The 21,207-nt window shown below is 69.9% G+C and carries 19 protein-coding genes; 12 read left to right on the top strand and 7 right to left on the bottom strand.

Annotated features, from left to right (window positions below; translation table 11 throughout):
• Positions 1 to 166: 166 nt before the first annotated feature.
• Both V5E28_RS13715 and V5E28_RS13710 read left to right on the top strand, forming a co-directional pair.
• Positions 167 to 310 (top strand): hypothetical protein, encoded by a 144-nt coding sequence (locus V5E28_RS13715; RefSeq protein ID WP_336207222.1) that lies wholly within the window; start codon positions 167 to 169, stop codon positions 308 to 310.
• Between the two features lie 85 nt (positions 311 to 395).
• Positions 396 to 1,694: an alpha-amylase family glycosyl hydrolase gene (locus V5E28_RS13710; RefSeq protein WP_336207221.1), complete on the top strand. Its 1,299-nt coding sequence runs from the start codon at positions 396 to 398 to the stop codon at positions 1,692 to 1,694.
• 33 nt (positions 1,695 to 1,727) lie between these two features.
• Here the strand turns inward: V5E28_RS13710 and kynU are convergent, their stop codons facing one another.
• Positions 1,728 to 2,930 carry a kynureninase gene (gene kynU / locus V5E28_RS13705; RefSeq protein WP_336207220.1) on the bottom strand — a complete coding sequence of 401 codons (1,203 nt, stop codon included), beginning with the start codon at positions 2,928 to 2,930 and terminating at the stop codon, positions 1,728 to 1,730.
• Positions 2,931 to 2,939: 9 nt separating this feature from the next.
• On the bottom strand, positions 2,940 to 3,815 hold the full coding sequence (locus tag V5E28_RS13700; RefSeq protein WP_336207219.1) for a tryptophan 2,3-dioxygenase: 876 nt from the start codon (positions 3,813 to 3,815) through the stop codon (positions 2,940 to 2,942).
• Between the two features lie 146 nt (positions 3,816 to 3,961).
• On the opposite strand from V5E28_RS13700, the gene V5E28_RS13695 reads away from it, so the two are divergent.
• On the top strand, positions 3,962 to 4,405 hold the full coding sequence (locus tag V5E28_RS13695) for an Lrp/AsnC family transcriptional regulator (protein WP_336207217.1): 444 nt from the start codon (positions 3,962 to 3,964) through the stop codon (positions 4,403 to 4,405).
• An 18-nt stretch (positions 4,406 to 4,423) separates the two neighbouring features.
• On the opposite strand, the gene V5E28_RS13690 is transcribed toward V5E28_RS13695, so the two are convergent.
• On the bottom strand, positions 4,424 to 5,380 hold the full coding sequence (locus V5E28_RS13690) for an ornithine cyclodeaminase family protein (RefSeq protein ID WP_336207216.1): 957 nt from the start codon (positions 5,378 to 5,380) through the stop codon (positions 4,424 to 4,426).
• Positions 5,373 to 6,164 carry an IclR family transcriptional regulator gene (locus tag V5E28_RS13685; RefSeq protein ID WP_336207215.1) on the bottom strand — a complete coding sequence of 264 codons (792 nt, stop codon included), beginning with the start codon at positions 6,162 to 6,164 and terminating at the stop codon, positions 5,373 to 5,375. The genes V5E28_RS13690 and V5E28_RS13685 overlap by 8 nt, the downstream gene beginning before the upstream one ends.
• A 123-nt stretch (positions 6,165 to 6,287) precedes the next feature.
• Between V5E28_RS13685 and V5E28_RS13680 the strand changes: the two genes are divergently transcribed.
• From V5E28_RS13680 to V5E28_RS13655, 6 genes are all read left to right on the top strand, one after another.
• Positions 6,288 to 7,643, top strand: a complete 1,356-nt coding sequence (locus tag V5E28_RS13680) for an amidohydrolase family protein (RefSeq protein ID WP_336207214.1) — start codon at positions 6,288 to 6,290, stop codon at positions 7,641 to 7,643.
• Complete coding sequence (locus tag V5E28_RS13675) at positions 7,640 to 8,716, top strand: dipeptidase (protein WP_336207213.1); 1,077 nt, start codon at positions 7,640 to 7,642, stop codon at positions 8,714 to 8,716. The genes V5E28_RS13680 and V5E28_RS13675 overlap by 4 nt, the downstream gene beginning before the upstream one ends.
• 112 nt (positions 8,717 to 8,828) lie before the next feature.
• Positions 8,829 to 10,724 (top strand): ABC transporter substrate-binding protein, encoded by a 1,896-nt coding sequence (locus V5E28_RS13670; RefSeq protein WP_336207212.1) that lies wholly within the window; start codon positions 8,829 to 8,831, stop codon positions 10,722 to 10,724.
• Between the two features lie 31 nt (positions 10,725 to 10,755).
• Positions 10,756 to 11,703: an ABC transporter permease gene (locus V5E28_RS13665; protein ID WP_336207211.1), complete on the top strand. Its 948-nt coding sequence runs from the start codon at positions 10,756 to 10,758 to the stop codon at positions 11,701 to 11,703.
• Between the two features lie 11 nt (positions 11,704 to 11,714).
• Positions 11,715 to 12,575 carry an ABC transporter permease gene (locus V5E28_RS13660; protein WP_336207210.1) on the top strand — a complete coding sequence of 287 codons (861 nt, stop codon included), beginning with the start codon at positions 11,715 to 11,717 and terminating at the stop codon, positions 12,573 to 12,575.
• A gap of 28 nt (positions 12,576 to 12,603) precedes the next feature.
• The gene (locus tag V5E28_RS13655; protein ID WP_336207209.1) at positions 12,604 to 14,652 is read left to right on the top strand and encodes an ABC transporter ATP-binding protein; all 2,049 of its coding nucleotides are present in this window, start codon (positions 12,604 to 12,606) and stop codon (positions 14,650 to 14,652) included.
• A gap of 230 nt (positions 14,653 to 14,882) precedes the next feature.
• Here the strand turns inward: V5E28_RS13655 and V5E28_RS13650 are convergent, their stop codons facing one another.
• Together V5E28_RS13650 and V5E28_RS13645 are read right to left on the bottom strand one after the other, a co-directional pair.
• Complete coding sequence (locus V5E28_RS13650; RefSeq protein ID WP_336207208.1) at positions 14,883 to 16,067, bottom strand: GDSL-type esterase/lipase family protein; 1,185 nt, start codon at positions 16,065 to 16,067, stop codon at positions 14,883 to 14,885.
• A 38-nt stretch (positions 16,068 to 16,105) separates the two neighbouring features.
• Positions 16,106 to 16,675: a TetR/AcrR family transcriptional regulator gene (locus V5E28_RS13645; protein WP_336207207.1), complete on the bottom strand. Its 570-nt coding sequence runs from the start codon at positions 16,673 to 16,675 to the stop codon at positions 16,106 to 16,108.
• 149 nt (positions 16,676 to 16,824) lie between these two features.
• On the opposite strand from V5E28_RS13645, the gene V5E28_RS13640 reads away from it, so the two are divergent.
• Positions 16,825 to 17,262 (top strand): Fur family transcriptional regulator, encoded by a 438-nt coding sequence (locus V5E28_RS13640; RefSeq protein ID WP_336207206.1) that lies wholly within the window; start codon positions 16,825 to 16,827, stop codon positions 17,260 to 17,262.
• 32 nt (positions 17,263 to 17,294) lie between these two features.
• The gene (gene katG / locus V5E28_RS13635; protein ID WP_336207205.1) at positions 17,295 to 19,508 is read left to right on the top strand and encodes a catalase/peroxidase HPI; all 2,214 of its coding nucleotides are present in this window, start codon (positions 17,295 to 17,297) and stop codon (positions 19,506 to 19,508) included.
• A gap of 62 nt (positions 19,509 to 19,570) precedes the next feature.
• On the opposite strand, the gene V5E28_RS13630 is transcribed toward katG, so the two are convergent.
• Entirely contained in the window at positions 19,571 to 20,014 is a 444-nt protein-coding gene (locus V5E28_RS13630) for a hypothetical protein (RefSeq protein WP_336207204.1), read from the bottom strand.
• A gap of 130 nt (positions 20,015 to 20,144) precedes the next feature.
• Between V5E28_RS13630 and V5E28_RS13625 the strand changes: the two genes are divergently transcribed.
• The gene (locus V5E28_RS13625) at positions 20,145 to 20,969 is read left to right on the top strand and encodes a hypothetical protein (RefSeq protein ID WP_336207203.1); all 825 of its coding nucleotides are present in this window, start codon (positions 20,145 to 20,147) and stop codon (positions 20,967 to 20,969) included.
• Positions 20,970 to 21,207: the final 238 nt, after the last annotated feature.

Below are 21,207 nucleotides of genomic sequence, written 5' to 3'. Positions count from 1 at the left end.
ACGGCGCGGACCTGTCCGGGATGGAGGCGAGCTCGGCCCGGCGATGGATCGGGCCGAGGTGCCGGAGACGTGGCTGGTCTGGCCGATCGACGCGCTGAAGGCACTGAGCGCACCTTTGGGCGAGGTCAGGCGCTAGAGACCGCATTCACGGGCAGGAACATCCACTATGGACGTCCTCCTCATCGTCACCCTCGTGGTGCTCCTCGCAGGCGTGCTGCTCGCGCTCACCCAGAAGGTGTGGCCCGTCGCCCTTCTGTGTGGCGGCATGTTCATGGCTGTCCTCGCCGACGCCGGGCTCATCGTCGGCTAGCTCCGGCCGAGAGCCGTGAGCTCATGTCAGGGGATCGGCGCGCCGATACGATCAGCAGCCGGGAAGCTCGAAGGGGGAGGTGTGCGTGCTGGCGCACGGTGACCAGGCGATCTGGTGGAGCGTCTACCCACTCGGCTTCACCGGTGCGCCCGCGACCGCGTCTCCCGGCGGGCCGGTCGAGCACCGGCTGCGGAGGCTGGAGCCGTGGCTGGACCACGTGGCCGAACTGGGCTGCACCGGCCTGATGCTCGGCCCGATCTTCGCCTCCGAGACCCACGGCTACGACACCGTGGATCACTTCGCCATCGACCGGCGGCTCGGCGACGACGCCGACTTCGACCGCCTCGTCGGCGCGGCGCGCGAACGCGGCCTGGAGATCATGCTGGACGGAGTGTTCAACCATGTCGGCCGCTCCTTCGCCGGCGACTCCGGCTGGCTCAGGAGAAGAGCCGGCGCGGCCGACTTCGACACCTTCGAGGGACACCACCACCTGGTGGCCCTCGACCACGGGCAGCAGGCCGTCCGGGAGTACGTCGCCGCCGTGCTCGCCCACTGGCTCGACCGCGGCGCGGCCGGCTGGCGGCTGGACGCGGCCTACGCCGTCCCGGCCCGGTTCTGGAACGCGGTGCTGCCCCAGGTGCGCGCCCGCCACCCCGAGGCGTGGTTCGTCGGCGAGGTGATCCACGGCGACTACGCGGCCTACGTCGCCGAGTCCGGACTGGACTCCGTCACCCAGTACGAGCTGTGGAAGGCGCTCTGGAGCTCGCTCAACGACCGCAACCTGTTCGAGCTGGCCCACGCCCTCGACCGGCACAGCGACATGCTCGCCGCGTTCGCGCCCCTCACCTTCGCCGGCAACCACGACGTCACCAGGATCGCCACCCGCCTGAACGACGAGCGGCACCTCGGCCACGCCCTGGCCGTGCTGTTCACCGTCGGCGGCGTGCCGAGCGTCTACTACGGCGACGAGCTGGCCATGCGGGGGGTGAAGGAGGAGCGCGAGGGCGGCGACGACGCCATCCGCCCGGCCTTCCCCGCCGATCCGTCCGTCCGCACCGCTTCCGGCGACCTGCCCGGCAGTGCCCGGGAGACGTTCGAGCTGCACCGGCGGCTGATCGGCCTGCGCAGGCGGCACCCGTGGCTGGCGCGGGCACGCACCAGCGTGCACCACCTCGCCAACCGTACGGCCGCGCTGCGCACCGAGGACGGCGACAGCGCTGTGATCACCCTGCTCAACCTGGACGGCCAGCCGCACCGGTTCCCGATCGACCTCAGCCGCGCGGTCCTCGCCGAGACCGGCACCGCCGGCCACGGCGCCCATGGCGGCGACCCGGCCGTGGTCCCGGCGCACGGCTGGAGCATCCTCATCGACAAGCCGGCCTGATCCGGCACGGCCGAGGCCGTGCACCCGCAGCGCTCAGATCTCCTGGCCGATGGCTTCGGCGGCGCGCCAGCAGTCGTGGTACGTCGAGTAGAGCGGCGTCGGGGCCAGCCGCAGGATGTCGGGATTGCGGGAATCGGCGATCACGCCGTGTCCCTGGCTCAACCTCTTGGACAGGCCGTCCGCGTCGGGCACGCGCAGGGACAGCTGGCAGCCGCGGCGCTCCGGGTCGGTCGGGGTGATCACGGTGCGGCCGTCGAGCAGGCTCTCCAGGTAGGCGGTCAGGCGGAGGCTACGGGCGCGCAGCTCGGGCATGCCGATCTTGTCGAAGAGTTCGAGAGAGGTGCGGATCGCGCTCATGGCGTAGATGGGCGGGGTGGAGATCTGCCAGGCGCCGGCGTTCGCGGGCGGCGTGGAGACGGGATCCATGCGGAATCGCGTCCCGGGATCGGTGCCCCACCAGCCCTCGAAGCGCTGGATCGACGGGTCGTCCAGGTGGCGCTGGTGGACGAAGGCGGCGCCGATGGCCCCGGGCCCGGAGTTGATGTACTTGTAGGAGCACCAGGCCGCGAAGTCCGGCCCCCATTCGTGGAGCTTCAGGGGGATGTTTCCGGCGGCGTGTGCGAGATCCCAGCCGACGATCGCGCCCGCGGCGTGCGCCGCCCGGGTGATCTCCGGGATGTCCAGCAGCTCGCCGGTCAGGTAGTTGACCCCGCCGAGCAGGACCAGCGCGACCTTGTCGCCTTCCGCGGCGAGGTAGCCGAGCGGGTCCGTCGTCCTGATCACCTCGCTGTCCGGGTCGAGGCCGTGGAAGCGCGCCTGGCTGCGGACGGCGTAGCTGTCGGAGGGGAACGCGGACTCCTCGACGAGGATGCGGACGCGTTCGCCGCGTGGCCGGTAGAAGGAGACCATCAGCAGATGCAGGTTGACGGTCAGCGTGTTCATGATGACCGTCTCCTCGGGCAGCGCGCCGACCAGCCGGGCGGCGGGCTCGATGAGCTGTTCGGGGTAGCTCACCCAGGGGCGGTCTCCCTCGTGGTGTCCCTCGACCCCGAGCGCGGCCCAGTTGTCCAGGTCGATCAGCAGGTTGTCCCGGACGGCCCTGGGCTGCAGGCCGAGCGAGTTACCTGCAAAATAGGCAGACTCCTGATATTTCCCGCCTTGGGCCGGCGGGACCAGGAACAAGTCCCGGTATCCAGGATCTTCGGCGTCCCGCCGCCGCGCGTCGTCTTCAGACATGGTGCTTCCTCACATGTGTGTACGGGCCGACCAGAGCTCTGGAAAGACCACTCTCGTCATGCTGCGTTCGAGCCAGGCCAGACCGTTGGAGCCGCCGCTGCCCGGCTTGGCCCCCATCGCCCTGCGCACCGCGGCCACGTGCTGGTAGCGCCAGTCGCCGAACCGCTCGGCGACCTCGGTCAGCGCGTCGCCGAGCGATCTCAGGTCGTTGCCCGCCGAGTCGTCGCGGTAGACCTCCACCCAGGCGTGCTCGACCGCGTCGTGCGGCTCGTACTCGGCCCTGTGGTCGCGGCCGAGCACTTCGTCCGGCAGATCGTGGCCGTGCCGGGCGAGCAGCGCGATGGCGTCGTCCCAGACGCTGGGCTCGGCGAACGCGCGGCGCAGGCCGTCACCGTTCGGGCTGCGCCTGAACGGCCGGAGCAGAGCCTCGCTCTTCAGCCCCAGCCGGAACTCCACCAGCCGGTACATGCCCGACTGCAGCCCCGAAGCCTCGCCGAGCTGGTCACGGAACCTGTTGAAGTCCGACGGCGTCATCCAGCTCAGGCCGCGCCAACTGCCGTTCAGTCCTTCCAGGTGCAGGGCCGTACGGCGCAGTGCCCCGGTCGCGTCCCGCACCCGGTCGGCGCGCAGCGACTCCTGAGCGGCGAGCAGCTCGTAGGCGATGAGCTTGAAGTAGAGCTCCATCACCTGCGTGATCACCAGGAAGGACATCTCGCCCGGGGCGTCGCTCAGCGGCCGCTGCAGGTCGAGAAGGGTTTCAGTCCGGACATAGGTGTCGTAGGGGGTCTCCTGCTCGAAGTCGAGGGTCGGCATCCCGCCCCCCGCCTGGGCCCGCTCGGCCCGTTCGTGGGCTGAGGTCGGACGCACTCGTCCCGTCTGTTGCATGCCGCACTCCTTTCCGTTCGCCGGCTACACATGATGGCGGGGTGATATGGCACAACGGAATGCCAGTTCAGCGGCTGTTTCCCGAAAGTGCTTTGTGTTTGGTATCAATATCTGGCATACCGCTTTTCAGGTGAAAGGACCTGCTGATGGACACCATGGACTGGGAGCTCCTACGCGAGCTCCAGGACAACGCGAGGCTCTCTTTCAACGAGCTCTCCCGCCGTGTCCACCTGTCACCACCGGCCGTGGCCGAGCGGATCCGGCGCCTGGAGGAGACCGGAGTGATCACCGGCTATCACGCCGCCGTGGATCCGGCGCGGGTCGGCTGGGAGGTGGCCGCCTTCGTGCAGTTGACCTGCTACGGGCCGACCTGTGTGCTCCGCGATCCCGAGGTGCCGACCTGGCCGGAGATCCGGGAGATCCACCGGGTCACCGGTGACGTGTGCAGCATCCTCAAGATCGCCGTGCCGTCGATGGCGGCGTTCGAGTTCCTGATCGATCGGCTGGCCGCCTACGGCAAGCCGTCGAGCACGATGATCTTTTCGAGCCCGCTGGCCAACAGGCCGGTCATCGCGGCGCCGCCCGTGTGAGGAGGCGCCGCGACGCGGTCACAGGTCGACGCTGAGTCCGAGCCCGCGCTCGCGGGCCACCCGATAGGCCACCGACGCCGCCGCGACGTCGAGCGCGGCATGCCCGGTGGACTTGAAGACGGTCAGCTCCTCGGCCGTGCGGCGACCCGGATGCCCTCCGTCGAGCACGGCCCCGATCAGGCCCGCCTGAGCCGGGTCGGTGCCCTGGAGCTCCCAGGCGCCCGCCGGAGGCGGCTCGGTCACGGCGCCCGGCCACTCCACGAACAGCGACGACGCCCGCAGGGTGTCGGCGTCGAACTCCGGGCCGTCGGAGCCGCCGACCGAGCTGAGGTGCACGCCGTCGGCGAGCCAGGACCGGCGCAGCACCGGCTCCCGGCTGGAGGTGCAGCAGAAGACGACGTCCGCATGCCTGGTCGCGGCCTCGACGCTGGTCACGGAACCCGAGCCCAGCCGCGCGACGATGTGCTCGGCGTTGCGCGGGTCGCGCGCGCCGACCAGCAGCTCCGTGGACTCCATCGGTGCGATGAGAGCGATCTGGGCGCGTGCCTGCGTCCCCGTTCCGATCACCGCGATCCGCTTGACGTCCGGCCGCGCCAGCGCCCGCATGGCCACGGTCGCGGTGACCGCGGTGCGCACGGCGGTGATCGTCTCGGCGTCCATGACCGCCAGGGGTCGGCCGGTCTCGTCGTCGAAGTAGGCGACGATCCCGCGGTGGGCGCCGTGGCCCCCCGCCGTGACGGCGGAGAAGACAGTCACGAGCTTGGCGGCGAGCCCGAGCTGGGGTACGTAGCCCGGCATCGCGCCCAGCAGCCCGTGCGCCGAGCGAGCCGCGACGCGAGGTGGGGCGGAGGCCTCGCCCCGGCTGATGGAGACGAGCGCGGTGCGGACCGCGGCGAGGAGCTCGTCGGATGGTAATGCCGCCCTGGTCTGATCCCGGTCGAGGACCAGGACCCCTCTCACCGCGGTGTCAGTCAAGGTCGGCTCCGGAGGACGTGCCGTTGAGAGTGCGTTGCAGCTCGTCGGTGGCGGTGGTGAGGTGTTCTTTCAGTTTCGCCAGCGTGGCGTCGTCGAATTCGCTGTCGAGGCCGACGATCGTGAGCGCGCAGATCGGCTGACCGTTGCCGGTGAGCACGGCGCGGCTCAGCGAGGCGATCACCTCCTCGTTGCGCCCGCGCTCCAGCGCGAAGCCGGTGCGCCGGGCCAGGTCGATCTCCTTGAGCAGCTCGGCCTTGGCCTCAGGGGAGTGGCCCTGCTGCTCGGTGGCGCGCAGGTAGGGGACCCGGGCGGCCTCCTCCAGCGCCGAGACCAGCGCCATGGGGCCGGCGAACTTGTGGATCGGCAGCAGCTCTCCCAGCAGGTCGGTGATCATCGCCAACCGCGGTGGCCGCACGACGTCGATCACCCGGCCGCCTTCGGGCTCAAGAACCTGCAGGTTCACCATCATCTCCGTCTGGTCGGACAGCCTTTGGAGCACGGGTCGGCTCAGGACCACGATCGAGTTGGCCGCCGCGGCCTGGGAGAACTGCAGCACCACGGTCCCGGGCAGGTAGTGATCCTGACTCCGCATGATCCAGCCGCGGCGAACCAGGTCGACCAGGATCCGGTAGGCGGTGGCGCGGTGCATTCCCGCCTGGTTCGCCAGCTCGCTGAGACGGAGCGGGCGGTCGGCCCGGACGACGGTCTCAATGAGGTCCAGGGCTTTGTCAACGGCAGAGCTGGCCGGTCTGGGCAAGGTCCCCTCCACGGTCGCTGAGCTCATCTTTCCATGCTTGACGGAGCATAACAGACGTTGCTACTGTTGCAACAGTTGTTACGGTGTATGTAACAAGCCAAATATCCGCAGGACCCCCTGGCGGCTCTGGAACGGAGACCGAAGATCGCCATGAGCGACAGAGACGAGCAACCGGTCGCGGGCAACGACCCGGCCCCCACCCCCTTCGCGGCTGCCGCGCAGGGGCAGGTGACGGTCTACCGCGACGTGTCGCTGATCGACGGGACCGGTGCTCCGGTACGGCGCGGCATGGCGGTGGTGACCGACGGGCCGACCATCAAGGCCGTCGTCCCGGATGCCGAGCTGACCCGTTCGGATCTGTCCGACGCCGAGACGGTCGATGTGGCGGGGGCGTTCCTCCTGCCCGGCCTGATCGACACCCATCAGCATCTGTCCACCCCGCCCAACCGGGACCAGGCGGAGAAGCTGATGCGGCGGCAGATCTACGGCGGCGTCACCGCGATCCGCGAGATGGCCGGTGACCTGCGGCAGATGGCGGACCTCGGGCGCGCCGCACTGATCGGCGAGATCGCCGGCCCGGACATCTGCTCCGCCGCGCTGATGGCCGGCCCGAGCTTCTTCGACGATCCGCGCACGTGGCAGGTGTCGCAGGGCGCGACGCCCGGCACCGTGCCGTGGATGCAGGCGATCGACGAGAAGACCGACCTCCCGCTGGCGGTCGCGATGGCCCGCGGCACCGGAGCGGCGGCGATCAAGGTCTACGCCGATCTCGACGGCTCCCTCGTGGCCCGGATCACCGCCGAGGCGCACCGGCAGGGGATGCAGGTGTGGGCGCACGCCGCGGTGTTCCCCGCCATGCCCGGCGAGGTCGTGGCCGCCGGCGTCGACGTGGTGTCGCACGCCCATCTGCTCGCCTACCATTTCGCCGGCGTGCAGCCTCCGGCGTACCGGGGCCAGCGCGAGCACCTCGCGGACGCCTGCCGGCGCTTCCTGGACGCGCCGGATGACGCCGTCGACGCGCTGCTCGACGACATGCGGCGACGGGGCACGATCATCGACGCCACCGCGAGCGTCGTGACCCGGATCCCGCTCGCCCCGCCCGGCGCGGTCGAGGTCGTGCAGGACATGCTGAGGCGGCTGATCGACCGGGCACGCCGGGCGGGCGTCACGATCTGCGCCGGCACCGACTACGAGACGCCGCCCGGCGACCCGCACCCCTCGCTGCACGACGAGCTCCACCACCTGGTCCACGTGATGGGCATGCCGCCCCAGGAGGTCGTCCGCGCGGCCACCCTCTCCGGAGCGGCCGCCATGGGACAGGAAGCCACGATGGGCAGCGTCGAGGCGGGCAAGCTGGCCAACCTCGTGATCGTCTCCGCCGACCCGCACGAGGACATCGACCACCTCCGCCGCATCGTCACCACGGTCAAGCGCGGACGGCGCCACGACCGGGCCGACTACGACGGCACAGCCACGGAGACCGACAAGGAAGGGGCGCGAGGATGAGCGCCGACATCGCCGATTACCTCGTCGTCAACGCGCTCGGCGTGCTGGACAACCCGAACGCCGGCGCGTCGGAGGCCACGGCCGGCGCCCTGGTCCAGACCAGCGACCAGATGACCATCGACGCGCGCGCGCTGGCGGAGGCGCACGCCTCGGGCGTGACCGCGATCAACGTGACCCTGGGCTACACGATGGGCGACTTCCCGCCGTACGAGCACACCCTGCGGGAGATCGACACCTGGGACGCGATCATCCGCGAACACCCCGAGGATCTGCTGCTGGTCCGCACGGCCGAGGACATCGTCGAGGCCAAGCGCCAGGGCAAGATCGGCATCATCTACGGCTTCCAGAACGCCGCCGCGGTCGACGACCGGGCCGACCGGATCGCCACCTTCGCCGACCGGGGCGTCCGGATCATCCAGCTGACCTACAACCAGGCGAACCAGATCGGCGACGGCTCGATGGCGCCGGAGAACCGGGGCCTGACGCCTCTCGGCCGGGAGGTCGTGGAGGCGCTCAACGAGCACCGCGTCATGGTCGACCTGTCGCACAGCGGGGAGCGGACCTGCCTGGAGGCGGCCCGGGTGTCCCGGCAGCCCGTCTCGATCAACCACACGGGCTGTCGCGCCCTGGTCGACCTGCCGCGCAACAAGACCGACGAGGAGCTGCGGCTGGTCGCCTCGCAGGGCGGGTTCGTCGGCATCTACTTCATGCCGTTCCTCAACGCCACCGGTCATGCCAGCGCCGCTGACGTCGTGGAGCACATCGTGCACGCGGTCAACGTCTGCGGCGAGGACCACGTCGGCATCGGCACCGACGGGACGATCACCGCCATCGACGACCTGGACGCCTACCGTGACCGGCTCGCCGTGCACGTGGCGGAGCGCCGCGCGGCCGGAGCGGCGGCGGCGGGGGAACGGAGCGACACCTTCCCGTTCGTCGTCGACCTGCGCGGCGTCGACCAGTTCCGGCAGCTGGCGCGCTTGCTGGACGAGCGCGGCTTTTCCTCGACCAGGATCGAAAAGATCCTCGGCCTCAACTTCCACACCTACGCGACGGCGGTCTGGGGACAGTGACAGCCGTCGACAAGCGGGGTGTGGAGCTCTCCCCCCATCAGGCAACAGGAGCGGGCTACGTGTACATAGATCGATACGACACGGACGGATATCGAGCCGCGAAGGGGCGGTCATGAGCGGCCGCACGCGGCGCGCGCTCGCCGCGGCGGCCCTGGCCACCCTCCTGCCGCTCGCGGCGTGCAGCGGCGGAGGCGGCGACACCGGTGGCGCCAAGGCCGGCGGCGCGTCGCCCGCCGGCAAGTCCGGCGCCCAGACCTTCGGCGAGCTGCCCGCCCAGTCGGGCACGCCCAAGGACGGCGGCACCGTCGACATCGCGCAGCAGCCGGGAGCCGGGCCCTACTACACGCTGCCGATCGTGCCCGGCGCGTTCAACTCCTCCTACGTGACCTACCAGTTCCAGCGGCTCATGTACCGGCCCCTCTACTGGTTCCCCGAAGGCGCCAGCCCCAAGATCAACCCGGCACTCAGCCTCGCTGAGACGCCCGAGTTCTCCGACGGCAACAAGACGGTCACCATCAAGCTGAAGTCCGGCTACACCTGGTCAGACGGTGCACCGGTCGAGGCCGGCGACGTGGTCTTCTTCATCAACCTGCTGAAGGCGGCCCTGAAGAAGAGCCCGGCGAACTGGGGCGGCTACACGCCCGGCCAGTTCCCGGACAACGTCGCCAGCGCGACCGCGACCTCCGAGAGCACCGTGACGCTGAAGCTGAAGGAGGCGTACAACCCGGAGTGGTTCACCGCCGACGAGCTGACCTACGTCATCCCGCTGCCGGCCAAGCAGTGGGCGCGGGCATCCGCCGACGGGCCGATCCTCGACCACAGCTCGCCGAAGAACGCCGAAGCGATCTACACCTATCTCGACAAGGCGGCGCGGGACCCGGCGAGCTTCGCGACGAACCCGCTCTGGCAGACGGTGAACGGCCCGTACCGGCTGAGCGAGTTCGACGTGACCACGAACTTCTACGCGATGGCCGCCAACGAGGCGTACTCGGGTCCGCAGAAGCCCCGCATCAAGACGCTGAACTTCCGGCCGTTCACCTCTGAGACCGCCAAGTTCAACCAGCTCATGAGCGGCAACCTGACGATGGCCACGGTGGACCAGACCCACGTGGGCCAGGTGTCGGCGCTCAAGGCCGCCGGCTACAACGTCTACGGCGCTCCCCGGCTGGGCTTCAACTTCATCATGCTCAACTTCAAGGACACGACCGACAACGTCGACAAGATCCTCGGTCAGCTCTACGTCCGGCAGGCGTTGCAGCATCTGATCAACCAGCCCGGCTACATCGCCAGCAAGGGCATGTACAACGGCGCCGCGGCGGAGAGCTACGGCACCGCGCCCGCGACCTCGCCGTACGCGTCGGACACCGTCGCCACCGCGCCCTACCCCTACGATCCGGCCGCCGCTCGCAAGCTGCTCGAAGACCACGGGTGGAAGGTGGTGCCGGATGGCGCCACGACGTGCGAGCGCCCCGGCACCGGCCCGTCGGAGTGCGGCGCCGGGATCCCGCAGGGTCAGGCGATCAAGCTCAACCTCTTCTACCGCAGCGAGCCGCAGCTGCACAGCGCGGTGAGCACCGCGCTCGCCTCGGAGGCCCGCAAGCTGGGCATCGCGATCTCGGTCGCGCCGAAGACGTTCAGCTTCCTGATCCAGAACTACAACGTCCCGGCGGCACCGTCGAAGGCCGGCGAGTGGGCCATGTCCACCTGGGGCGGCTTCAGCACCACGCCCTACCCGACCATGACCGGGACGTTCGACTCCAAGGGGTCGGGCAACGTGGGCGCCTACAGCAGCACCAAGGCCGATGAGCTGATCCGCGCCTCGGTGCACGGTGGGGACCGCAAGGCCGTCCAGGCCGAGATCGAGCACCTGCGGACGGACCTGCCCGTGCTCTGGCTGCCGAACGCGCACACCATCTGGGCCTGGAAGGACACGCTGTCCGGCCCGCAGGACGCCTTCGCCAGCCTACCGAGCACGGTGCTGACACCGGAGTACTGGTACCTGAAGTAGCGGCGACAGAACGAGAGGAAGGAGGGGAATCGTGACCCAGTATGTGCTGCGACGGCTGGTGACGTCCGTCATCGTGGTCCTGGGCGTCTCAGTGATCACTTTTATGCTGCTGCACGGCATGTCCGGGTCTCCCGGCCGCGCGATCCTGGGCGTCCAGGCGAGCGCGGAAGCAGTGGCCGCCTTCGACCGGGAGCACGGCTACGACCGGTCGCTCGTGGCGCAGTATTTCAGCTACCTGGGCCAGCTTCTCCAGGGTGACCTCGGCTACTCCTACAAGCTGAACCAGAGCGTGAACGCGCTGATCGGCGAGAACGCCGGGCGGACCGCGATGCTGGCCGGCGTGGCGCTCGTCCTGGCCATCTGCGTAGCGGTCCCGCTGGGCGTCTATCAGGCGGTGAGGCGCAACAGCATCGGCGACAACGTGCTGACCACGCTCACCTTCGTCGCCTACTCGATGCCCGTCTTCCTCCTCGCGATGCTGCTGATCCAGGTCTTCGCGCTTGGGCTGGGCATCCTTCCGGCCCAGGCGTCACAGTCGAGCTCCACTTTCGTGATCTTCACCGAGCCGCGCGCCATGCTGCTGCCGGTCCTGACGCTGACCGGCATCACGGTCGCGCTGTACTCCAGGTACCAGCGCTCCGCCGCGCTGGACCAGCTCGCACAGGACTACATCAGGGTGGCGCGGGCGAAAGGCCTGTCGATGCGCATGGTTCTCACCCGTCACCTGCTGCGCAACGCGTGCCTGCCGCTGGTGACTTTGATCGGCATGACGATTCCGCTGCTGCTCGCCGGCAACCTGGTGGTCGAGTCGGTCTTCAACTACCCGGGCCTGGGGCTGCTGTTCTTCAACAGCCTGAACAACCAGGACTACCCGGTGCTGCTGGGCTACACCCTGGTCGCCTCGACCCTGACCGTGCTGGGGAACCTCCTGGCCGACCTGGTCGTGGCGATCAGCGACCCGAGGACGCAGCGCGCATGACGGAAACGGCAATGGAACATCAGGTCACGAGCGCGTGGCGGCTCGGCGTGCGGTCGTTCGTGCAGAACCGGCTCGCTGTAGTCGGCGTCGGCATCATCGTCCTTCTCCTCCTCTTCTGTTTCGTCGGCCCGTACCTGTACGTCACCGAGCAGGTCGCCGTCGATCCGGTCAACAGCCTGATGCCGCCGGGCGGCGCCTTCCCGCTCGGCACCGACGCACAGGGGTTCGACGTGCTCGGCCGGATCATGAAGGGCGGTCAGGCGTCACTGCAGATCGGGCTGTTCGCCGCGCTGATCGCCACCGCGATCGGGACGCTGTACGGCACGATCGCCGGTCTCGTCGGCGGCATCGTCGACGGGGTCATGATGCGCGTGGTCGACACGCTGCTGTCGATTCCCTTCCTGTTCATCGTGCTGATCGCCGCCACCCAGTTCAGCTCCACGGTCCTGTCGCTGAGCCTGATCCTGGGCGCGTTCTCCTGGCTGGGACCCGCCCGGCTGGTCAGGGCCGAGGTCCTCTCGCTGCGTTCGCGAGGGTTCGTCGCGGCCGCGACCGTGATGGGGGCGACGAAGCCGCGGATCATCATCCGGCACCTGATCCCGAACGCGCTGGGCGTGGTGATCGTGAACATCACCTTCCAGGTCGCCGACGCGATCATCGCGGTGTCGCTGCTGGGCTTCCTCGGATTCGGGCTCAACTACCCGAACGTCGAATGGGGGACGCAGCTCTCCGACGGGGTGAGCCACCTGTTCGAGGGCGCCTGGTGGTTGATCTACCCGGTCGGCGGCTGCCTGGTCCTGGTCGTCATGGCATTCAACTTCGTCGGAGACGCGCTGCGCGACTCGATCGACGTACGGCTGAGGCGGCGCTGATGGCCGCTCGCACGGAAAGGGGCCAGTGATGCCCGACGATCTGGATGTTCTAACAGTCGAGGGCCTGTCCACCAGCATCCGGCTGAGGAAGTCGGCCGTCGACATCATCAACAACGTCGACCTGCGCCTGCGCCGGGGCGAAACCCTCGGGCTGGTGGGGGAGTCCGGCAGCGGGAAGTCGATGACCGGATTGTCGATCATGGGGCTGCTCCCGCCCGGCGGGCACATCGCCGAGGGGTCGATCAAGCTTGAGGGCCGCGAGCTGGTGGGCCTCCCGGAGCGGCAGTACCAGAAGGTACGGGGCAACGAGATCGCGATGGTCTTCCAGGACCCGATGACGTCGCTCAATCCCACCAAGACCATCGGCGAGCAGGTCGCCGAGCCGATCCGGCTGCACCTCGGCGAGAGCCCGAAGCAGGCGCGTGACCGGGCGGCCGACATGCTCGCGCTCGTCGGCATCGCCCGTCCCGCCGAACGGATGGGCAGCTACCCGCACCAGCTCTCCGGCGGCCTGCGGCAGCGGGTCATGATCGCCATGGCCCTGTCCTGCGAGCCGAAGGTGCTGATCGCCGACGAGCCGACGACGGCGCTCGACGTGACCGTGCAGGCGCAGGTCCTGAGGCTGCTCCACGATCTCAAGGACCGGCTCGGGATGGCCATGCTGCTGATCACCCATGACATGGGAGTGATCGCGCGCTGGGCCGACCGGGTGAGCGTCATGTACGCCGGCGGCATCGTCGAGAGCGCCCGCACCGACCAGCTCTTCACCGGCATGCGGCACCCGTACACGCAGGCGCTGCTCGCGTGCACGCCGCGGCTGACCCAGGAGCGCGAGAACACCCTCTACTCCATTCCCGGCTCCCCGCCGGACCTGGAGCACCCGCCCGCCGGATGCCGTTTCGCCGCCCGCTGCGCGCACGCCACCGCCCGCTGCGAGGGCGAGGCACCGGCGCTCGCCGAGTCACGGCCGGGACACACGCTGGCCTGCTGGCACCCGGTCGAAGGCCCGCTCGACCCGGCCGCACAGCCGGCCACGACCACGCCGAAGGCGCAGGACCAGCCCGCCGACGCTGACGGCACGGTGCTGGTCGTCGACCAGCTCGTCAAGAAGTACGGCTCGGGCGGCCGCCTGTCGTTGGGCGGCTCGAAGCGCAGCGTCAACGCCGTGTCCGGGGTGTCGTTCTCGGTCCAGCCGGGCCAGACCTTCGGGCTGGTCGGCGAGAGCGGCTGTGGCAAGAGCACCCTGGCCAGGATGATCGTCGCGCTGGAGAAGCCCACCACGGGCAGCGTCACGGCCCTGGGCGGCAAGCTCGAGGAGCTGCGCGGGCGAGGTCTGCGGAAGCACCGGCGCAACCTGCAGATGATGTTCCAGGATTCGCTCGACGCGCTGGATCCGCGGATGCGCATCGGCGCCATCCTGCGCGAGCCGTTCGAAGCCCAGGGCATCGGCACGGCCGCGGAGCAACTGGCCGCGATCCGGGAGCTCCTCGACGAGGTCGGCCTGCCGCACAGCGTGCTGGAGCGTTACCCGCACGAGTTCTCCGGCGGCCAGCGGCAGCGCATCGCGCTCGCCAGGGCGCTGGCGCTCAACCCGCGGGTGATCGTGGCCGACGAGCCTGTGAGCGCGCTGGACGTCTCGGTCCGGTCCCAGGTGCTCAACTTGATGAAGCGGCTCCAGGCCAAGCATGAACTTACCTACGTCGTGATTTCTCACGATTTGACCGTCGTGCGGTACATGGCGGACACGGTCGGAGTGATGTACCTCGGCAAACTGGTCGAGATCGGCTCCGCGGACGACATCTACCTCCGCGCCGTCCACCCGTACACCGCCGGCCTGATCGCCGCGATCCCGGAGCCGGACCCAGCTGCGGCGGACACCGACGACCAGGTCGACATCGGCGCCGAAATGCCCAGCCCGTACGACCCGCCGTCCGGATGCCGCTTCCGCACCCGGTGCCCGCGCGCCCAGACGCGCTGCGCCGAGGAGGAGCCGGTCCTGCTCGGATTCGACCCGGGGCACTCGGCCGCATGCCACTTCCCGCTCCGAGAGCCGCAGACCGTCGCGCAGACCGGCTGACACAAGAGGCGAAGTGCCGCGACACAAGCCGCAGAAACGGGCCGCCCCGCCGACGAGACGATGGCACACGAACGGAGCAGGATCTTCGAAGCGCAGGTGACCGACCAGCCGATGAAGTTCACGATCGCGCTGATCGTCATCGGCGCGCTGGCCGACGCGGCAGTCAGGCTACGTCGCGAGCTGAGGCGGTGCCCCCCTCCCGTCCGCCTGATCGAGTCGCGACCCGTGCCTCAGGCACGGCGGCCTGCGAGGAGACCGTGGGCGCCGAAGGCCAGCCCGGCGAAGCGTTCGCCGATGCGGCGGTGGGTGGCGGCGTCCGGGTGGAGCTGGTCGGGCAGCGGCAGTTCGGCGGAGTCGGCCTCGCCGTAGAGGTCACGGCCGTCGAGGTAGTGCAGGTCCGGGTCCTCGGTCGCCCGCTGCTCCACGATCCGGGCCAGCTCGTCCCGGATGACGCCCAGCGTCAGTTTCCCGCTCGCGCGTTCTGCCGGATCGCCCATGGCCCGGAACAGCAGGTGCCCGGCGCTGAGGGCGGTGAGGTCCGGGGCGCTGGGGCCGGGGGTGTCCTCGTGGATGGGACACAGGATGGGCGAGACGACCAGCAGTGGTGTGGAGGGGTGGCCTTCGCGGATGGTGTCGAGGAAGCCGTGGACGGCGGGGGTGAAAGCGCGCAGGCGCATCAGGTCGGTGTTGACCAGGTTGATGCCGATCTTGAGGCTGATCAGGTCGGCGGGGGTGTCCCGCAGGGCGCGGGCGGTGAAGGGGTCGAGCAGGGCGCTGCCGCCCAGGCCCAGGTTGACGAGCTCCACGCCGCCGAGGGAGGCGGCGAGCGCGGGCCAGGTGGCGGTGGGGCCGGCCGCGTCGGAGCCGTGGCTGATCGAGCTGCCGTGGTGCAGCCACACCTTGCGGCCCCGGTCCGGTGCGGGCCTGACGGGGGCGTCGGTGCGCAGGGCGACGAGTTCGGTGGTCTCGTTGTGCGGCAGCCAGATCTCCACGTCCTTGTCACGGTCGGGCAGGCCGGCGAAGCGGAGGGTGCCGGCCGGGCCGGGCCGGTAGTCGGAGGTGCCGGTGGTCAGGTCGATGGTCAGGGTGTTGCCGCCGGCCACGCCGGCCCGGTCGGCGAGGTGGCCGTCGACGAGCAGGTCGTACACGCCGCCCGGGCGGGGCGGGGCCCCCACGTAGACCCGCTTGGTCGGCAGCGAGTCCAGCTCGACGGCGGTGGCCCGGGTGCGGAAGACCAGCCGCACCCCGGAGGGCTGGGACTCCGCCATGGCCAGCTGCGGGTCGGCGCACTGGGCGCGGGCCCGGGCGGGCAACCGGTGCGGCAGCACACCGTGCGCGGTGCGCTCCAGGTCGAGGGCGCCGCGCAGGAGGTCGGCGGTGATGGGGGTGGTGATCCACTTGTGCTCGGTATGCATGGTCTCAACCTGTTGATTCTGGATTGCGTGGTCCCCGGTCACGGGGCGGGCCAGTGCCGCAGCAGGGCGTCGAGGGCGTCCAGGGTCCGTGACCAGGTCTCCTGGGTGTCGGGGGCGCTGTGGCTGAACCCTCCCCCCATCTCCAGGGTCACGTAGCCGTGGAAGACGCTGCCCAGCAGCCGGACCGCGTGGGTCTGGTCCGGCTCTGTCAGGTCGTAGCCGCGCAGGATCGCCCTCGTCATCTGGGCGTGCCTGACGCCGGCGCTGGCGAGCGCCGTCTCCGGGTCGAGCCTGAGCTGGGCCGCGGCGTAGCGGCCGGGATGCTCGCGGGCGTAGTCGCGGTAGACGTTCGCGAGGGCGGTCAGGGCGTCCTTGCCGGCCCGGCCCGCCAGGGCGTCGGCGGCGCGGTCGGCGAGTTCGTCCAGGGCGAGCAGGGCGATCCTGGTCTTGAGGTCCTGCGAGCTCTTCAGGTGCGAGTAGAGGCTCGCGACCTTGACGTCGAACCGCCTGGCCAGCGCCGAGACGGTCACCTGGTCGAAACCGACCTCGTCGGCCAGCTCCGCCCCCGCCCGAACCAGGCGATCCGTGGTCAGCCCGACGCGCACCATAACCTTCCTCCCGTTCGACATAACCTATTGTGCATTTGCCTAAAGTTTTTAGGCAAATTCTGGACGCCCGGGTCATCACCTGACAGGTACAGGACATGGATCAGTTCACTATCTTGAACAATTCGTGTTTGAGGAGGTAGCTTCTGTCCATGACCGCACCCAGGACTCCGACCACCCCCGAGGCCCTGCGCGGCGCCGGCCTGCGGGTGACGGCCGCCCGCGTCGCGCTGCTCGAGACCGTCCGGGACGGAGACCACCTCGACGTCGAGGCGATCGCCTCCGGGGTGCGCGATCGCGTAGGCCACATCTCCCTGCAGGCCGTGTACGAGGCCCTCCACGCGCTCACCGCGGCGGGACTCGTACGTCGCATCGAACCGGCCGGCAGCGCGGCCCGGTTCGAGGGACGCGTCGGGGACAACCACCACCACATCGTGTGCCGGTCGTGCGGCGCCGTCGCCGACGTCGACTGCGCGGCCGGCGAGGCGCCCTGCCTGACCGCTGACGACGACCATGGCTTCTCGATCGACGAGGCCGAGGTCATCTACTGGGGCCTGTGTCCCGCCTGTTCCACCACCCGCAGTGCCTGAGCACTCTGAATCCCCTGAACCGGAAGGTTTCCATGTCCGAGAACCATGACGCAATCGTCACCGACGCGAAGACGGAGGGCGAAGGTGGCTGCCCGGTCGCGCACGAGCGCGCACCCCACCCGACGCAGGGCGGCGGAAACCGCCAGTGGTGGCCGGAGCGGCTCAACCTGAGGATCCTCGCGAAGAACCCCGTCGTGGCCAACCCGCTCGGCGAGGAGTTCGACTACGCGGAGGCGTTCAAGGGCCTCGACCTCGCGGCCGTGAAGCGGGACATCGCCGAGGTCCTGACGACCTCGCAGGACTGGTGGCCGGCCGACTTCGGCAACTACGGTCCGTTCATGATCCGCATGGCGTGGCACAGCGCGGGCACCTACCGCATCAGCGACGGCCGCGGTGGCGCCGGGGCGGGCCAGCAGCGCTTCGCCCCTCTCAACAGCTGGCCGGACAACGGCAACCTCGACAAGGCCCGCCGCCTGCTGTGGCCGATCAAGAAGAAGTACGGCCAGAGCATCTCGTGGGCCGACCTCATGATCCTCACCGGCAACGTCGCCCTGGAGTCGATGGGCTTCCAGACCTTCGGGTTCGCCGGCGGCCGCGCGGACGTGTGGGAGCCCGACGAGGACGTCTACTGGGGCCCCGAGTCCACCTGGCTCGGCGACGAGCGCTACACCGGCGACCGTGAGCTGGAGAACCCGCTCGGCGCGGTCCAGATGGGCCTCATCTACGTCAACCCGGAGGGCCCGAACGGCAACCCGGACCCGCTCGCCGCGGCGCGCGACATCCGCGAGACGTTCCGCCGGATGGCGATGAACGACGAGGAGACGGTCGCCCTGATCGCGGGCGGTCACACCTTCGGCAAGACCCACGGCGCGGGCCCGGCCGACCACGTCGGCGCCGACCCCGAGGCCGCCTCGATCGAGGACCAGGGCCTGGGCTGGAAGAACACCTTCGGCACCGGCAAGGGCGGTGACACGATCACCAGCGGTCTCGAGGGCATCTGGACGAACACCCCGGTGACGTGGGACAACAGCTTCTTCGAGATCCTGTTCGGCTACGAGTGGGAGCTGTTCAAGAGCCCCGCGGGCGCCAACCAGTGGCGGCCGAAGGACGGTGCCGGAGCGGGCACCGTCCCCGACGCCCACGACGCGTCGAAGAGCCACGCCCCGACGATGCTCACGACCGACCTCTCGCTGCGCGTGGACCCGATCTACGAGCAGATCTCGCGGCGCTTCCTCGCGAACCCGGCCGAGTTCGCCGACGCCTTCGCTCGTGCGTGGTTCAAGCTGACCCACCGCGACATGGGCCCGGTCGTGCGCTACCTCGGCCCCGAGGTCCCGTCCGAGACGCTGCTGTGGCAGGACCCGCTCCCCGCGGTGACGCACGAGCTCATCGACGCCGCCGACGTCGCCGCCCTCAAGGCTCAGGTCCTCGCCTCGGGCCTGTCGGTGTCCCAGCTCGTGTCCGCGGCGTGGGCCTCGGCCGCGTCCTTCCGCGGCGGCGACAAGCGCGGCGGCGCCAACGGCGCGCGGGTCCGCCTCCAGCCGCAGGCCGGGTGGGAGGTCAACGATCCTGACCAGCTCGCGACGGTGCTGCGCACCCTGGAGGGCATCCAGCAGTCCTTCGGCAAGCCGGTCTCGCTCGCCGACCTGATCGTGCTCGCGGGCGCCGCGGCCGTCGAGAAGGCAGCCAAGGACGCGGGCTTCGACGTCCAGGTCCCCTTCACGCCGGGTCGCGTGGACGCGTCGCAGGAGCAGACGGACGTGGAGTCGTTCGCCGCGATGGAGCCGACCGCCGACGGTTTCCGCAACTACCTCGGCAAGGGCAACCGCCTGCCGGCCGAATACCTGCTGCTCGACCGGGCGAACCTGCTCACCCTGAGCGCCCCCGAGATGACGGTCCTGGTCGGCGGTCTCCGTGTCCTGGGCGCGAACACCCAGCAGTCGTCGCTGGGCGTCCTCACCACGACCCCCGGGACGCTGACCAACGACTTCTTCGTCAACCTGCTCGACCTGGGCACGACGTGGAAGGCGACGTCCGAGGACGCGAACACCTTCGAGGCTCGCGACTCCGCCACCGGCGAGGTCAAGTGGACCGGTAGCCGCGCCGACCTCGTCTTCGGCTCGAACTCCGAGCTGCGCGCGCTCGCGGAGGTCTACGCGAGCGACGACGCCAAGGAGAAGTTCGTCAAGGACTTCGTCGCGGCGTGGGACAAGGTGATGAACCTCGACCGGTTCGACCTCGTCTGATCATGACGTCCGGGCCGGCCGCACCGGCCGGCCCGGACGTCCCCGGTCGTCCCGAGCCGAGATCACTGCGGTGTGGATGGCAGCGGGCGGCGACGGCCCCAGGTGTCGGAGATCCGGTTGGCCAGGACGTAGACGAGGTTGACGGTCAGGATCGCGGGGGCGATCACCGCGACGAATCCGGGGAAGTCCCGTTCGAAGGCCAGGGCGAGGATCACGGCGGTGATCCCGTTCTGCTGCGCCAGGCCCAGATGGATCCGGTCCATGACCGGCAGTCCGTGCGTGAGGATCAGGGCGGCGAGCATCTGCGCGGCGAACGCGGCGAGCCCGAGCAGCACGCCCGTCATCAGGTTCGCGCCGCCGACCAGCAGCAGTCCCATGAGGAAGGCGGAGAGCGCGAACGCCGCGGTCACCGCCCGCGACAACCAGCGCGATTCGGGCATCCGTAAGTACAGTCCGGCCGTGGCGACGCCCAGCATCAGCGACGTCCACGGCTCGCACGGGAGCACGGCTCATCGCGGGAGCGCGGCTTCTCCGTAACGGATGCCCGACGACGACCGCCTGGACCTGGCAGGGCCGCCGGTAACCGTGCCGCGCGGGATGAGTAGGTTGGTGGGCCACCCCGCAAGGAGATTCGCCGTGCCCGTCCGCCGCCCTCTTCTGTTCGTGACCGATCTCGCCTACCAGGCCCGGGGGCGGCGCTACTGCGACGAGGACATCTTCCTGACCTCCCGGCTGCGCGACGACTTCGACATCGCCCTGTGCCACCCGTCGGACGCCGCCGCGCTGATGGACGCCTTCGAGGCGGTCGTGGTCCGCAACAGCGGCCCCGTGCTGCACTACCGGAAGCAGTACGACGCCTTCCGGGAGCGGGCGGCGGCGCGTGGCACCCGTGTCTACAACCCGCTGTCCGGCCGTGGCGACATGGCCGGCAAGCAGTATCTGCTGGACCTGACCCGCTCCGGGCATCCGGTCATCCCCACCGTCGACCGGCCCCAGGATCTGGACCTGCTGCCCACGGCCGCGCAGTACGCGGTCAAGCCGAAGGCGGGCGCGGACTCCATCGGCCTCGCCTTCGTCCCCCGGGACCGGGTGGACGTCCTCGCCCACGGCGACATCCTGATCCAGCCGCGCGTCGACTTCCGCTACGAGGTGTCGTTCTACTACGTCGACGACGCCTTCCAGTACGCCCTGTACGCCCCCGACCCCGACCGGCGCTGGGTCCTCGAGCCCTACGAGCCCAGCGACGCCGACCTCGGCTTCGCCCGCCGCTTCATCGACTGGAACACCCTCGACCACGGGATCCAGCGCGTGGACGCCTGCCGCACCCAGGAAGGCGAACTGCTTTTGGTCGAGCTGGAGGACCTCAACCCCTATCTGTCCCTGGACCTGGTCCCCAGCCAGGTCCGCGACACCTTCGTGACGGCCATGACGGCCTCCCTGCACCGCTTCCTGGACGCCTGAGCTCCCGAGCCAGAACCGCTGCAGCCCGACCTCCCACACCACGCTTTCAGTCGGGGAGCAGTTCGATCCAGCCGCGGATGTCCTCGGCCGTCTCGGTGCCGACGATACGCCGAACTGCTCGCCTAGGCCCGATCCGAACCGGCCGTCACCCAAGGTTGTGCCAACGTTGCGGCAGGGTTCGAGCAACGGCTGTCCAAGGTCGCCGATCCAGGCTAGGGGCATTCAGAGTCCGCTTCGT

Source organism: Nonomuraea sp. LPB2021202275-12-8, from assembly GCF_037044575.1.
Taxonomy (GTDB): Bacteria; Actinomycetota; Actinomycetes; order Streptosporangiales; family Streptosporangiaceae; genus Nonomuraea.
Note: the sequence above shows the minus strand (reverse complement) of the source record. Positions and strands in the feature narration are given on the sequence as shown.